We start from the raw sequence: 13,321 nt of genomic DNA on the forward strand, positions 1-13,321 counted from the left end.
GTAGCAAACACGCGTACAGTCAGTATCGGACTTATCGTGCGGCAGAATTTCCAGTATAATAGCCGCCTTTTTTCATTCAGTTGTGACATTCAGCTAAAGCTGCGACAACGTCGCCTGTAAAGCAGGCAACAATCCGCCAGCGGCTAAGTTAAGGGATATCTCATGCGTACAGAATATTGCGGACAGCTACATCTGTCCCACGTGGGGCAGCAGGTGACTCTGTGTGGTTGGGTCAACCGTCGTCGTGATCTTGGTAGCCTGATCTTTATCGATATGCGCGACCGCGAAGGTATCGTACAGGTCTTCTTTGATCCGGATCGTGCGGATGCGTTAAAGCTGGCTTCTGAACTGCGTAATGAGTTCTGTATCCAGGTGACCGGCACCGTGCGTGCGCGTGACGAGAAAAACGTCAACGCCGACATGGCGACGGGCGAAATCGAAGTGCTGGCGTCCGATTTGACGATCATCAACCGTGCAGATTCTCTGCCGCTTGACTCTAATCACGTCAATACCGAAGAAGCGCGTCTGAAATACCGTTATCTGGATCTGCGTCGCCCGGAAATGGCTCAACGCCTGAAAACCCGTGCCAAAATCACCAGCCTGGTGCGTCGTTTTATGGACGACCACGGCTTCCTCGACATCGAAACCCCGATGTTGACCAAAGCGACGCCGGAAGGCGCGCGTGACTACCTGGTGCCTTCGCGCGTCCATAAAGGTAAATTCTACGCGCTGCCGCAGTCTCCGCAGTTGTTCAAACAGCTGCTGATGATGTCCGGTTTTGACCGTTACTATCAGATCGTAAAATGCTTCCGTGATGAAGATTTACGTGCTGACCGTCAGCCTGAATTTACCCAGATCGACGTCGAGACCTCCTTCATGACCGCGCCGCAGGTGCGTGAAGTGATGGAAGCGCTGGTACGCCATCTGTGGCAGGAAGTGAAAGGCGTGGATCTGGGCGACTTCCCGATCATGACCTTCGCCGAAGCCGAGCGCCGTTACGGTTCCGATAAACCGGACCTGCGTAACCCGATGGAGCTGGTGGACGTTGCCGACCTGCTGAAATCTGTAGAATTCGCCGTCTTTGCCGGCCCGGCTAACGATCCGAAAGGTCGCGTAGCGGCCCTGCGCGTGCCGGGTGGCGCAAGCTTAAGCCGTAAGCAGATCGACGACTACGGCAATTTCATTAAGATCTACGGCGCGAAAGGGCTGGCTTATATTAAAGTCACCGAACGCGCGAAAGGTCTGGAAGGCATCAACAGCCCGGTGGCGAAGTTCCTTAACGCGGAAATCGTGGAAGCGATTCTGGATCGTACCGCTGCGCAAGACGGCGATATGATTTTCTTCGGCGCCGACAACAAAAAAGTGGTTGCCGATGCGCTGGGCGCGCTGCGTCTGAAAGTGGGTAAAGATCTGAACCTGACCGACGAAGCCAAATGGGCGCCGCTGTGGGTTATCGACTTCCCGATGTTTGAAGATGACGGCGAAGGCGGCCTGACGGCGATGCACCATCCGTTCACCTCACCGAAAGACCTGACCGCCGCCGAGCTGAAAGCTGCGCCGGAAAACGCGGTTGCTAACGCCTACGATATGGTGATCAACGGTTATGAAGTCGGTGGTGGTTCCGTGCGTATCCACAGTGGCGACATGCAGCAGACCGTGTTTGGTATTCTGGGTATTAATGAACAGGAACAGCGCGAGAAATTCGGCTTCCTGCTGGATGCGCTGAAATACGGTACGCCGCCGCATGCGGGTCTGGCGTTTGGTCTGGACCGTCTGACTATGCTGCTGACCGGCACCGACAATATCCGTGACGTTATCGCCTTCCCGAAAACGACTGCCGCTGCCTGTCTGATGACCGAAGCGCCAAGTTTCGCGAACCCGGCAGCGCTGGCTGAGCTGGGTATTGATGTCGTTAAGAAGGCCGAGAATAACTGATATGGCATACAAACAGCCTGTCTCGGTGTTAGTCGTGATTTATGCAAAGGACACCGGGAGAGTGCTGATGTTACAGCGACGCGACGATCCTGATTTCTGGCAGTCGGTTACCGGCAGTCTGGAAGAGGGCGAAACCGCGTCGCAAGCCGCTATGCGCGAAGTAAAGGAAGAGGTCACAATAGATGTTGCAGCAGAGCAACTGACCTTAATTGACTGTCAGCGCACGGTGGAATTTGAGATTTTTTCACATTTACGTCATCGCTACGCGCCGGGAATTGAGCGTAATACTGAATCCTGGTTTTGCCTGGCTCTTCCCTCTGAACGAGAGATCGTGTTCACCGAACATCTGACCTATCGTTGGGTTAATGCGGACGAAGCCGCGCAGTTAACCAAGTCGTGGAGTAACCGGCAGGCGATTGAAGAGTTTGTAATTAACGTCGCCTGAGAAGGCGCGCTTTTTGGAGATATTATTTATGGCAGGTCATAGTAAATGGGCCAACACCAGACACCGTAAAGCAGCGCAAGATGCTAAACGCGGTAAAATTTTCACCAAAATCATTCGTGAGCTGGTGACGGCGGCCAAACTGGGCGGCGGCGACCCGGACGCTAACCCGCGTCTGCGTGCGGCAGTCGATAAAGCGCTGTCGAACAACATGACCCGCGATACGCTGAATCGTGCGATTGCGCGCGGCGTCGGCGGCGATGATGATGCGAACATGGAAACCATCATCTATGAAGGTTACGGTCCTGGCGGCACGGCTGTGATGGTTGAGTGCCTGTCTGACAACCGTAACCGTACCGTTGCGGAAGTGCGTCACGCTTTCAGCAAATGCGGCGGCAACTTGGGTACTGACGGTTCCGTGGCTTACCTGTTCAGCAAAAAAGGGGTGATCTCCTTCGAACAGGGCGACGAAGACACCATCATGGAAGCCGCGCTGGAAGCCGGTGCGGAAGACGTTGTGACCTTTGATGACGGTGCGATTGACGTCTACACCGCATGGGAAGAGATGGGCAAAGTGCGCGACGCGCTGGAAGCTGCGGGTCTGAAAGCGGACAACGCTGAAGTGTCCATGATCCCGTCCACCAAAGCGGATATGGATGCGGAAACCGCGCCGAAACTGATGCGTCTGATCGATATGCTGGAAGACTGCGACGACGTGCAGGAAGTTTACCATAACGGTGAGATCTCTGATGAGGTTGCGGCTACGTTATAATGACGTGGTTTAATTCCGTTCTAATCGGAGGCGCGTGATGTCTATTATTCTCGGTATCGACCCGGGTTCACGCGTCACGGGTTATGGCGTGATTCGTCAGGTGGGCAGGCAACTGACTTACCTGGGCAGCGGATGTATCCGCACGAAAGTGGATGATTTACCGTCTCGTCTGAAGCTGATTTATGCGGGCGTGACGGAAATCATCACCCAGTTCCAGCCGGACTATTTCGCGATTGAACAGGTGTTTATGGCGAAGAACGCGGACTCCGCGCTTAAGCTGGGTCAGGCGCGCGGCGTGGCGATTGTCGCGGCGGTAAACCAGGATCTTCCGGTGTTTGAGTATGCCGCCCGTCAGGTGAAGCAAACCGTTGTCGGGATCGGCAGCGCCGAGAAAAGCCAGGTACAGCACATGGTGCGCACGTTGCTGAAACTCCCGGCAAATCCCCAGGCGGATGCGGCGGATGCGCTGGCTATCGCCATCACCCACTGCCACGTTAGCCAGAACGCGATGCAAATGAGTGACTCGCGGCTCAATCTGGCGCGTGGGCGGCTACGATAATGACAAATGAGGCTGGATATCTATCCAGCCTTTTTTTATGATACCACTTTACTTTTTCGGCCCCAACGCAGGAGCGCAATGTGATAGGCAGACTCAGAGGCATTATTCTGGAAAAACAACCCCCGCTGGTATTACTTGAGGTGGGCGGCGTAGGCTATGAAGTCCATATGCCGATGACCTGTTTTTATGAGCTCCCGGAATCTGGAAAAGAAGCGACCGTATTCACCCATTTTGTGGTGCGTGAAGATGCGCAATTGCTGTACGGGTTTAACAATAAACAGGAGCGAACCCTGTTTAAAGAACTGATCAAAACGAACGGCGTCGGGCCGAAACTCGCGCTGGCGATCCTCTCCGGGATGTCGGCTCAGCAGTTTGTTAATGCCGTTGAGCGCGAGGAACCCGCCGCGTTGGTGAAACTGCCGGGTATTGGTAAGAAAACCGCAGAACGCCTGATCGTTGAAATGAAAGATCGCTTCAAGGGCCTGCACGGTGACCTCTTTACGCCGGCCGCCGACCTGGTGCTGACCTCTCCGGCAAGTCCGGCAACGGATGATGCGGAGCAAGAAGCGGTTGCTGCGCTGGTGGCGCTGGGCTATAAACCACAGGAAGCCAGCCGCATGGTGAGCAAAATTGCCCGCCCTGACGCCAGCAGTGAAACATTGATTCGCGAAGCACTCCGCGCCGCGTTATGAGGTAAAGGATGATAGAAGCAGATCGCCTGATTTCAGCAGGTGGAACCCAGGTGGAAGAGGTTGCCGATCGCGCCATTCGCCCGAAGTTGCTGGAAGAGTACATTGGTCAGCCTCAGGTGCGTTCGCAAATGGAGATCTTTATCCAGGCGGCAAAGCTGCGCGGCGACGCGCTCGATCACCTGCTGATCTTTGGCCCGCCGGGGCTGGGGAAAACGACGCTGGCTAACATTGTCGCCAATGAAATGGGCGTGAACCTGCGCACCACGTCTGGCCCGGTGCTGGAAAAGGCGGGCGATCTGGCGGCGATGCTGACCAACCTTGAACCTCATGATGTGCTGTTTATCGATGAGATCCACCGTTTATCACCGGTGGTGGAAGAGGTGTTGTATCCGGCGATGGAAGATTATCAGCTGGACATCATGATTGGCGAAGGGCCTGCTGCGCGTTCGATAAAAATCGATCTGCCGCCTTTTACGCTGATTGGCGCCACCACGCGAGCCGGGTCATTGACGTCGCCGCTGCGTGACCGTTTCGGTATTGTTCAGCGTCTGGAGTTTTATCAGGTGCCTGACCTGCAACACATCGTCGGGCGCAGCGCGCGGTTTATGGGGCTGGAAATGAGCGATGAAGGTGCGCTGGAGGTTGCCCGCCGCGCTCGCGGTACGCCGCGTATCGCCAACCGCCTGTTGCGTCGCGTACGTGATTTTGCCGAAGTGAAACATAACGGCGCCATCTCTGCGGATATCGCCGCTCAGGCGCTGGATATGCTGAATGTCGATGCGGAAGGGTTTGACTATATGGACCGCAAGCTGCTGCTGGCCGTAATCGATAAATTCTTTGGCGGCCCCGTCGGTCTCGATAACCTGGCCGCAGCCATTGGCGAAGAGCGTGAAACGATTGAGGACGTACTGGAACCGTATTTGATTCAGCAGGGCTTTTTGCAACGAACCCCGCGCGGGCGAATGGCGACGGTGCGGGCGTGGAATCATTTTGGAATAACGCCGCCGGAAATGCCTTAATTTATGTGCGTTAGGCCGGATGGCGGCTGCGCCTTATCCGGCCTGCCGTAGGCCCGGTAAGCGTAGCGCCACCGGGAAACACACGCTTAGCTCGCCTGCTTTTTCATCATGCTGAAGATAAACAGCAGCGCGGCACACAGCACCACTGACGGGCCTGCCGGCGTGTCGTAAAACGCAGAAAACGTCAGACCGCCTGTAACCGCTATCATACCCATTCCTACTGCGACACCCGCCATCTGCTCCGGGGTGCGGGCAAAGCGACGCGCCGTGGCGGCAGGAATAATCAGCAATGAGGTGATGATCAACGCGCCAACGAACTTCATCGCCACGCCGATAGTCAATGCGGTGACCAGCATCAGCAGGAGCTTAACGCGCTGTAACTTCACGCCATCGACAAAAGCCAGATCCGGGCTAATGGTCATCGACAGCAGATTACGCCACTGCCAGAAGAGGATCGCCAGCACGATAACCACGCCGATGGCGATGAAAATCAGGTCTTCCGGCGTCACGGCCAGCAGGTCGCCAAACAGATAAGCCATCAAGTCCACGCGAATGTTGGACATCAGGCTGACGACCACAAGACCTAACGACAGGGCACTGTGCGCCATAATGCCGAGAAGCGTGTCGATAGCGAGGTGAGGGCGTTTCTCCAGCCACACCAGACCGGCTGCCAGCATCAGCGTAACGGCGATCACCGCATAGAACGGGTTGATGTCCAGCAGCAACCCAAAAGCGACCCCCAGCAGCGAGGCGTGCGCCAGCGTATCGCCAAAATAGGACATCCGACGCCAGACCACGAACGAGCCCAGCGGGCCAGCGGCGCAGGCCAGCATGATCCCGGCTAACCAGCCAGGCAATAACAGTTCAATCATGAGTGTCCATTTCCCCGGCGCAGTACGATACGACCTTGTAAATCGTGGCGATGATTATGATGATGACGGTAAATCCCCAACTGTTCTGCGCCGCGCGGCCCGAACATAGAGATGAATTCAGGATGCATGGAAACGATTTCAGGGGTGCCGGAGCAACAGATGTGGTGATTCAGACACAGCACCTCATCCGTTTTCGCCATCACCAGGTGCAGGTCGTGCGAGACCATCAGCACCGCGCAATCCAGCTCGCGCCGCAGCTGGTCAATGAGATCGTACAGGGCGACCTGACCATTGACATCCACGCCCTGAGTCGGCTCATCCAGCACCAGCAGCTGTGGTTGATTCAGCAGCGCGCGGGCTAACAAAACACGCTGGGTTTCACCGCCGGACAGCTTTTGCATGGGGGCGTCAATGAGGTGCCCGGCCTGAACGCGTTTCAGGGCAGGAAGAATGTCGGTTTTTTGCGTACCGGGGCGTAAGCGTAAAAAGCGGCTTACCGTCAGCGGCAGCGTGGTGTCGAGATACAGTTTTTGCGGGACGTAGCCAATACGCAACTGACCGTTGCGCTTGATCAGCCCTTCATCAGGCGCTACCAGCCCTAATACTACGCGTACCAGCGTAGACTTCCCGGCACCGTTTGGGCCGAGAAGCGTCAAAATTTTTCCTGGTCTGAGTTCAAGCGACACGTCAGAAAGGACGCGGCGTTGACCGAAAGAGACCGAAACATTTTCCAGTGAAACCAAAGTCGTCATGTCAATTTTAGGCTTGCAGAAGTCATAGAATGTTATAATATCACATTTCTCACATTCATTACGATGATTAGTCGCATTATGTTACATAAAAATACGCTTCTTTTCGCAGCATTATCCGCTGCGCTATGGGGTGGTGCAACACAGGCCGCAAATGCCGCCGTTGTCGCCTCTCTCAAGCCCTTAGGTTTCATCGCTTCCGCCATTGCCGATGGCGTCACGGACACCCAGGTTTTATTGCCGGATGGGGCGTCTGAGCATGATTATTCACTGCGTCCGTCTGACGTAAAACGCTTACAGGGCGCGGACTTAGTTGTCTGGATCGGCCCTGAGATGGAAGCGTTCATGGAAAAGTCAGTAAAGAACATTCCTGACGGAAAACAGGTAACGATTGCGCAGCTCGCCGACGTGAAACCGCTACTCATGAAAGGCGCTGATGACGACGATGACGATGACGATCACGGGCATGCGCACGGTGAAAAAGGTGACGCACATCACCATCATGGTGATTACAACATGCATCTTTGGCTTTCCCCAGAGATAGCGCGGGCTTCAGCGGTTGCAATCCATGAAAAATTAGTGGAACTTATGCCGCAAAGTCGAGCCAAACTTGACGCCAACCTGAAGGATTTTGAGGCACAATTAGCCGCAACCGATAAGCAGGTAGGTAACGAGCTCGCACCGCTCAAGGGGAAAGGGTACTTCGTTTTTCATGACGCCTACGGCTACTACGAAAAACATTATGGGCTAACTCCGCTTGGTCACTTTACCGTGAACCCTGAGATTCAACCTGGTGCGCAGCGTTTACATGAAATAAGAACACAGTTGGTTGAGCAAAAAGCAACCTGCGTTTTTGCTGAGCCACAGTTCAGGCCAGCGGTCGTTGAAGCCGTTGCGAGAGGGACATCCGTTCGAATGGGAACGTTGGATCCCCTCGGAACGAACATTAAACTGGGTAAAACAAGCTATTCAGCGTTTCTGAATCAATTAGCCAACCAGTATGCGAGCTGCCTGAAAGGAGATTAATGAGGAAGTGAATACGTGCAACAGATAGCCCGCTCTGTCGCCCTGGCATTTAATAATCTGCCCCGACCCCACCGCGTTATGCTGGGGTCGCTTACTGTTCTGACACTGGCCGTCGCGGTATGGCGGCCTTACGTTTACCACCCTGATTCTGCGCCCATCGTCAAAACCATCGAACTGGAAAAGAGTGAAATTCGTTCGCTGCTGCCTGAAGCCAGCGAACCGATTGATCAGGCGGCGCAGGAAGATGAAGCGATCCCACAGGATGAGCTGGACGACAAAACGTCTGGCGAAGTGGGCGTGCATGAATATGTTGTCTCCACCGGCGATACGCTGAGCAGCATTTTGAATCAGTATGGCATTGATATGGGCGATATCAGCCGACTGGCCGCTGCGGATAAGGAACTCCGTAATCTGAAAATCGGCCAGCAGATCTCCTGGACGTTGACGCCGGACGGCGATTTGCAACGCCTGACCTGGGAAGTCTCACGCCGCGAAACGCGTACCTACGATCGTAGCGGAACGGGTTTCAAAATGAGCAGCGAAATGCAGCAGGGCGACTGGGTCAATAGCCTGATGAAAGGCGCGGTTGGCGGAAGCTTTGTCGCCAGTGCGAAAGACGCCGGTTTGACCAGCGCAGAAGTCAGCGCCGTCATTAAAGCGATGCAGTGGCAGATGGACTTCCGTAAGCTGAAAAAAGGCGATGAATTCTCTGTGTTGATGTCGCGTGAAATGCTGGATGGCAAGCGTGAACAGAGCCAGCTTCTGGGCGTGCGTCTGCGTTCAGATGGAAAAGATTATTACGCGATTCGCGCGGAAGACGGTAAGTTCTATGACCGAAACGGCACAGGGCTTGCGAAAGGATTCCTGCGCTTCCCGACGGCGAAGCAGTTCCGCATTTCGTCAAACTTTAATCCGCGTCGTCTGAACCCGGTGACCGGTCGCGTTGCGCCGCATAAAGGCGTCGATTTTGCGATGCCGCAAGGTACGCCCGTGCTGTCGGTTGGTGACGGCGAGGTCGTGGTAGCGAAACGCAGCGGCGCGGCAGGTTATTATGTCGCTATCCGTCACGGCCGTACTTACACCACGCGTTATATGCACCTGCGTAAGCTGCTGGTGAAACCTGGGCAGAAAGTGAAACGTGGCGATCGTATCGCGCTGTCAGGCAATACCGGGCGCTCTACCGGGCCGCATCTGCACTATGAAGTCTGGATTAACCAGCAGGCTGTTAACCCGCTGACGGCAAAACTGCCGCGTACCGAAGGGCTGACAGGTTCTGACCGCCGTGCTTATCTGGCGCAGGTTAAAGAAGTCCTGCCGCAGTTGCGCTTCGATTAATAAATACGCTTATGGAGCCGGTACGCGATGCGTACCGGCTTTTTTATTTTGTGTGGCGCACAGCGCGCCGCTACACTATCAACAGATTTACTTTTCGTGGCATCAAACACTGGAAAAGCATGGAAACGAAAAAAAATAACGTTGAGTACATCCCTGAGTTTGAGAAATCTTTTCGTCATCCACGCTATTGGGGTGCCTGGCTGGGCGTGGCTGCAATGGCGGGTATTGCATTAACGCCCGCGTCGTTTCGCGATCCTTTACTGGCGAAGCTGGGACGTTTTGCCGGACGTCTGGGGAAAAGCGCCCGGCGTCGCGCGCTGATCAACTTATCTCTGTGTTTTCCTGAGTACAGCGAAGCAGAGCGTGAAGCTATCGTCGACAGAATGTTTGCGACCGCGCCACAGGCGATGACCATGATGGCCGAACTGGCGATTCGTGGGCCTGAAAAACTGCAAAAGCGCATCGACTGGCAGGGGCTGGAGATCATTGATGAGCTGCGGCGGAATAATGAAAAGGTGATCTTTCTGGTGCCGCACGGGTGGGGCGTGGATATTCCCGCGATGCTGATGGCGTCCCAGGGGCAGAAAATGGCGGCGATGTTCCATAACCAGGGCAACCCGGTATTTGACTATGTCTGGAACACGGTCCGTCGTCGTTTTGGTGGTCGTCTGCATGCGCGCAATGATGGCATCAAGCCGTTTATCCAGTCTGTCCGTCAGGGCTACTGGGGATACTATCTGCCGGATCAGGATCATGGCCCGGAACACAGTGAGTTCGTTGATTTCTTCGCAACCTACAAAGCGACGCTGCCAGCCATTGGCCGGTTAATGAAGGTGTGTCGTGCTCGCGTGGTGCCGCTTTTCCCGGTTTATGATGGTAAAACGCACCGTCTGACCATTCTGGTGCGACCGCCGATGGACGATCTTCTGACTGCGGATGACCACACTATCGCCAGACGGATGAATGAAGAGGTGGAGATTTTTGTCAGACCGCATCCTGAGCAATATACCTGGATTCTGAAACTGCTCAAAACCCGCAAACCGGGTGAAATTCAGCCGTATAAGCGCAAAGAGTGGTATCCCATCAAATAAAAAAAGCCTCTCGTCAGAGAGGCTTTTTTGTTACCCGGCCTGTAAGCCTGATAAGCGAAGCGCCATCAGGCTCATCACCAACGATTACTCGACGGTCAGGATACGCGTGGTATTGGTGGAGCCGATGGTGCTCATCACGTCGCCCTGGGTCACGATAACCAGATCGCCCGAAACCAGATAGCCTTTATCGCGCAGCAGGTTAACTGCTTCGCTTGCCGCAACAACGCCGTCCGCCGCGCTGTCAAAGTGAACCGGCGTAACGCCACGGTAAAGAGAGGTCAGGTTCAGCGTGCGTTCATGGCGGGACATGGCGAAAATCGGCAGGCCGGAACTGATACGCGAAGTCATCAGCGCCGTACGACCGGATTCGGTCATGGAGATAATCGCCGTTACCCCTTTCAGGTGGTTCGCTGCATACATGGCGGACATTGCGATCGCTTCTTCAACGTTGTCGAACTGGACATCCAGACGGTGTTTAGAGACATTGATGCTCGGGATCTTTTCTGCGCCCAGGCAAACGCGCGCCATTGCCGCAACGGTTTCTGCCGGGTATTGTCCTGCCGCCGTTTCTGCCGACAGCATGACGGCGTCGGTGCCGTCCAGCACGGCGTTCGCCACGTCCATCACTTCCGCGCGGGTCGGCATTGGGTTGGTGATCATCGATTCCATCATCTGCGTGGCGGTAATCACCGCACGATTCAACTGACGAGCGCGGCGAATCAGCGCTTTTTGAATCCCGACCAGTTCAGGATCGCCAATCTCAACGCCGAGGTCGCCACGCGCAACCATCACCACGTCTGATGCAAGAATAATGTCGTCCATTGCGTTCTGGTCGCAGACGGCTTCCGCGCGTTCTACTTTCGCGACGATTTTGGCGTCGCAACCTGCATCGCGCGCCAGGCGACGTGCATAATTCAGATCTTCGCCGCAGCGCGGGAAGGAGACAGCCAGATAATCCACACCGATCTGCGCTGCGGTAACGATATCCGCTTTATCTTTCTCGGTCAGCGCTTCGGCGGAGAGACCGCCGCCCAGCTTGTTGATCCCTTTATTGTTAGAGAGCGGGCCGCCGACGGTCACTTCGGTGAAGACTTTCATGCCCTGAACTTCCAGCACTTTTAGCTGTACGCGACCATCATCAAGCAGCAGGATGTCGCCAGGCACGACGTCAGCAGGCAGGCCTTTATAATCAATACCGACTTTATCTTTGTCGCCTTCGCCTTTGCCCAGGTTGGCATCAAGAAGGAATTTATCGCCGATATTGAGGAAAACTTTGCCTTCTTTAAAGGTGGATACACGAATTTTTGGCCCCTGGAGGTCACCCAGAATCGCCACATGACGCCCCAGTTTGGCGGCAATCTCACGAACTTTATCCGCGCGCACTTTGTGATCTTCCGGCGTGCCGTGAGAGAAGTTCATACGTACGACGTTCGCGCCAGCAGCGATAATCTTTTCAAGGTTGTTATCGCGGTCAGTTGCCGGGCCTAACGTGGTAACGATTTTGGTTCTGCGAAGCCTTCTGGACATGTAATACTCCGTTGACTGAAACAACTTGGTGTTGCGTGAACATTGATCCGGTCGTTCTGAGACCTTAACGGTTAAAAATGAACGTATCCGAATGACGAAAAGGATAGAACATTGTTATTGCTTTTAGCTGTCATTACTCTTGATGAGTAATTCTTTATCAAAACGCGATTCCTTGAGCGCTTCCTTGACACGCTTCAAGTTATCTCTGAATTTTGCCCCACGACGCAAAGTAAATCCTGTTGCCAGCACATCTATCACGGTCAGTTGAGCAAGTCGAGAGATCATGGGCATATAAATGTCAGTATCTTCCGGCACATCAAGGGTAATTGCCAGCGTTGCTTCTCGTGCCAGCGGCGTTCCGGCAGAGGTTAGCGCAATCACCATCGCATCGTTTTCGCGCGCCAGCTGCGCCAGTTCCACCAGACTTTTGGTTCGGCCGGTGTGGGAAATAAGCACGACCACGTCATCATCGCTACAATTCATACAACTCATACGTTGCAGGACAATGTCGTCGGAGTAGATCACCGGCACGTTGAAGCGAAAAAACTTGTTCATGGCGTCGTGCGCCACGGCCGCAGAGGAACCCAGACCAAAAAAGGCGATTTTCTTCGCCTGGGTGAGCAAATCGACGGCACGGTTTATCGCAGATTTATCCAGCGACTGGCGAACGTGGTCCAGACTGGCCATCGCAGACTCGAAGATTTTCCCCGTATAGGACTCAACGCTGTCATCTTCATCCACATTGCGATTAACATAAGGGGTACCATTCGCCAGACTTTGTGCCAGATGCAGTTTAAAATCAGGGAAGCCGCGCGTATCCATGCTGCGGCAAAAACGGTTCACGGTAGGCTCACTGACGTTCGCTTCCTGGGCCAGCGTAGCAATACTTGAATGAATCGCGCGGTCGGGGGAGGCAACGATAACATCGGCTACTTTACGTTCTGACTTGCTCAAATGTTCCAGTTGAGACTGGATTTTTTCTAGCATATTCATGATGTAGAAAAGCTCACAGTTAATAACGATTTCAATGATGTGAGAAATCGAGATGCGATTTTGTTAGATATTACCCCTGAGCATCCGGGAAGGGGGCAAAATGGATAGAATAGTTGTTGTTTTTTTTCATTACATGATCGGTGTCTGATTTTAGCTGTCTGTCACATGTACGAAAACGACAATTTTTTTATCTGTTTTACGGCTATTAACCGCGGGAAAACCGAAGATCGCCCGAATCGCACGGGTGGATAAGCGTTTACAGTTTCGGGATTCACGTAAAAGCAGTACAGTGCATTGTAATAAAATTAC

At 54.2% G+C, this 13,321-nt stretch carries 13 protein-coding genes; 9 read left to right on the plus strand and 4 right to left on the minus strand.

Going from position 1 to position 13,321, the window contains the following annotated elements:
- Positions 1 to 162: 162 nt before the first annotated feature.
- The 6 genes from aspS to ruvB all read left to right on the plus strand — a co-directional run bounded on the left by aspS (position 163) and on the right by ruvB (position 5,419).
- Positions 163 to 1,935 carry an aspartate--tRNA ligase gene (gene aspS / locus FD428_RS09175; RefSeq protein ID WP_114847792.1) on the plus strand — a complete coding sequence of 591 codons (1,773 nt, stop codon included), beginning with the start codon at positions 163 to 165 and terminating at the stop codon, positions 1,933 to 1,935.
- A gap of 1 nt (position 1,936) precedes the next feature.
- Positions 1,937 to 2,380 (plus strand): dihydroneopterin triphosphate diphosphatase, encoded by a 444-nt coding sequence (gene nudB, locus FD428_RS09180; RefSeq protein WP_012131993.1) that lies wholly within the window; start codon positions 1,937 to 1,939, stop codon positions 2,378 to 2,380.
- 28 nt (positions 2,381 to 2,408) lie between these two features.
- Positions 2,409 to 3,149 carry a YebC/PmpR family DNA-binding transcriptional regulator gene (locus tag FD428_RS09185; protein WP_012131994.1) on the plus strand — a complete coding sequence of 247 codons (741 nt, stop codon included), beginning with the start codon at positions 2,409 to 2,411 and terminating at the stop codon, positions 3,147 to 3,149.
- Positions 3,150 to 3,186: 37 nt separating this feature from the next.
- A complete protein-coding gene (ruvC, locus tag FD428_RS09190) occupies positions 3,187 to 3,708 on the plus strand; it encodes a crossover junction endodeoxyribonuclease RuvC (protein WP_012131995.1) in 522 nt (173 codons plus the stop codon).
- Between the two features lie 80 nt (positions 3,709 to 3,788).
- Positions 3,789 to 4,400: a Holliday junction branch migration protein RuvA gene (gene ruvA, locus FD428_RS09195; RefSeq protein ID WP_012131997.1), complete on the plus strand. Its 612-nt coding sequence runs from the start codon at positions 3,789 to 3,791 to the stop codon at positions 4,398 to 4,400.
- 8 nt (positions 4,401 to 4,408) lie between these two features.
- On the plus strand, positions 4,409 to 5,419 hold the full coding sequence (ruvB, locus tag FD428_RS09200) for a Holliday junction branch migration DNA helicase RuvB (protein WP_012131998.1): 1,011 nt from the start codon (positions 4,409 to 4,411) through the stop codon (positions 5,417 to 5,419).
- Positions 5,420 to 5,505: 86 nt separating this feature from the next.
- On the opposite strand, the gene znuB is transcribed toward ruvB, so the two are convergent.
- Complete coding sequence (znuB, locus tag FD428_RS09210; RefSeq protein WP_012132001.1) at positions 5,506 to 6,291, minus strand: zinc ABC transporter permease subunit ZnuB; 786 nt, start codon at positions 6,289 to 6,291, stop codon at positions 5,506 to 5,508.
- Positions 6,288 to 7,043: a zinc ABC transporter ATP-binding protein ZnuC gene (znuC, locus tag FD428_RS09215; protein ID WP_012132002.1), complete on the minus strand. Its 756-nt coding sequence runs from the start codon at positions 7,041 to 7,043 to the stop codon at positions 6,288 to 6,290. Before znuC ends, znuB begins: the two co-directional genes overlap by 4 nt.
- A gap of 78 nt (positions 7,044 to 7,121) precedes the next feature.
- On the opposite strand from znuC, the gene znuA reads away from it, so the two are divergent.
- The 3 genes from znuA to lpxM all read left to right on the plus strand — a co-directional run bounded on the left by znuA (position 7,122) and on the right by lpxM (position 10,492).
- Positions 7,122 to 8,066, plus strand: a complete 945-nt coding sequence (znuA, locus tag FD428_RS09220; RefSeq protein ID WP_060937470.1) for a zinc ABC transporter substrate-binding protein ZnuA — start codon at positions 7,122 to 7,124, stop codon at positions 8,064 to 8,066.
- A gap of 15 nt (positions 8,067 to 8,081) precedes the next feature.
- Positions 8,082 to 9,401, plus strand: a complete 1,320-nt coding sequence (mepM, locus tag FD428_RS09225; RefSeq protein WP_049008838.1) for a murein DD-endopeptidase MepM — start codon at positions 8,082 to 8,084, stop codon at positions 9,399 to 9,401.
- Positions 9,402 to 9,520: 119 nt separating this feature from the next.
- Positions 9,521 to 10,492 (plus strand): lauroyl-Kdo(2)-lipid IV(A) myristoyltransferase, encoded by a 972-nt coding sequence (gene lpxM / locus FD428_RS09230; RefSeq protein WP_047464025.1) that lies wholly within the window; start codon positions 9,521 to 9,523, stop codon positions 10,490 to 10,492.
- An 84-nt stretch (positions 10,493 to 10,576) separates the two neighbouring features.
- On the opposite strand, the gene pyk is transcribed toward lpxM, so the two are convergent.
- Both pyk and hexR read right to left on the minus strand, forming a co-directional pair.
- Positions 10,577 to 12,019: a pyruvate kinase gene (gene pyk / locus FD428_RS09235; RefSeq protein ID WP_012132007.1), complete on the minus strand. Its 1,443-nt coding sequence runs from the start codon at positions 12,017 to 12,019 to the stop codon at positions 10,577 to 10,579.
- Between the two features lie 123 nt (positions 12,020 to 12,142).
- Positions 12,143 to 13,012, minus strand: coding sequence for a DNA-binding transcriptional regulator HexR (gene hexR, locus FD428_RS09240; protein ID WP_012132008.1), 870 nt, complete (start codon positions 13,010 to 13,012; stop codon positions 12,143 to 12,145).
- Positions 13,013 to 13,321 lie beyond the last annotated feature (309 nt).

The organism is Citrobacter sp. TBCP-5362, assembly GCF_005406305.1.
Classification (GTDB): domain Bacteria; phylum Pseudomonadota; class Gammaproteobacteria; order Enterobacterales; family Enterobacteriaceae; genus Citrobacter_B; species Citrobacter_B koseri.

Excerpts from the sequence above, each read along its gene's own strand:
- aspS (WP_114847792.1), top strand. The coding sequence starts at position 163 with ATGCGTACAGAATATTGCGGACAGCTACATCTGTCCCACGTGGGGCAG.
- nudB (WP_012131993.1), top strand. The coding sequence starts at position 1,937 with ATGGCATACAAACAGCCTGTCTCGGTGTTAGTCGTGATTTATGCAAAG.
- FD428_RS09185 (WP_012131994.1), top strand. The coding sequence starts at position 2,409 with ATGGCAGGTCATAGTAAATGGGCCAACACCAGACACCGTAAAGCAGCG.
- ruvC (WP_012131995.1), top strand. The coding sequence starts at position 3,187 with ATGTCTATTATTCTCGGTATCGACCCGGGTTCACGCGTCACGGGTTAT.
- ruvB (WP_012131998.1), top strand. The coding sequence starts at position 4,409 with ATGATAGAAGCAGATCGCCTGATTTCAGCAGGTGGAACCCAGGTGGAA.
- znuB (WP_012132001.1), bottom strand. The coding sequence starts at position 6,291 with ATGATTGAACTGTTATTGCCTGGCTGGTTAGCCGGGATCATGCTGGCC.
- znuC (WP_012132002.1), bottom strand. The coding sequence starts at position 7,043 with ATGACGACTTTGGTTTCACTGGAAAATGTTTCGGTCTCTTTCGGTCAA.
- znuA (WP_060937470.1), top strand. The coding sequence starts at position 7,122 with ATGTTACATAAAAATACGCTTCTTTTCGCAGCATTATCCGCTGCGCTA.
- lpxM (WP_047464025.1), top strand. The coding sequence starts at position 9,521 with ATGGAAACGAAAAAAAATAACGTTGAGTACATCCCTGAGTTTGAGAAA.
- pyk (WP_012132007.1), bottom strand. The coding sequence starts at position 12,019 with ATGTCCAGAAGGCTTCGCAGAACCAAAATCGTTACCACGTTAGGCCCG.
- hexR (WP_012132008.1), bottom strand. The coding sequence starts at position 13,012 with ATGAATATGCTAGAAAAAATCCAGTCTCAACTGGAACATTTGAGCAAG.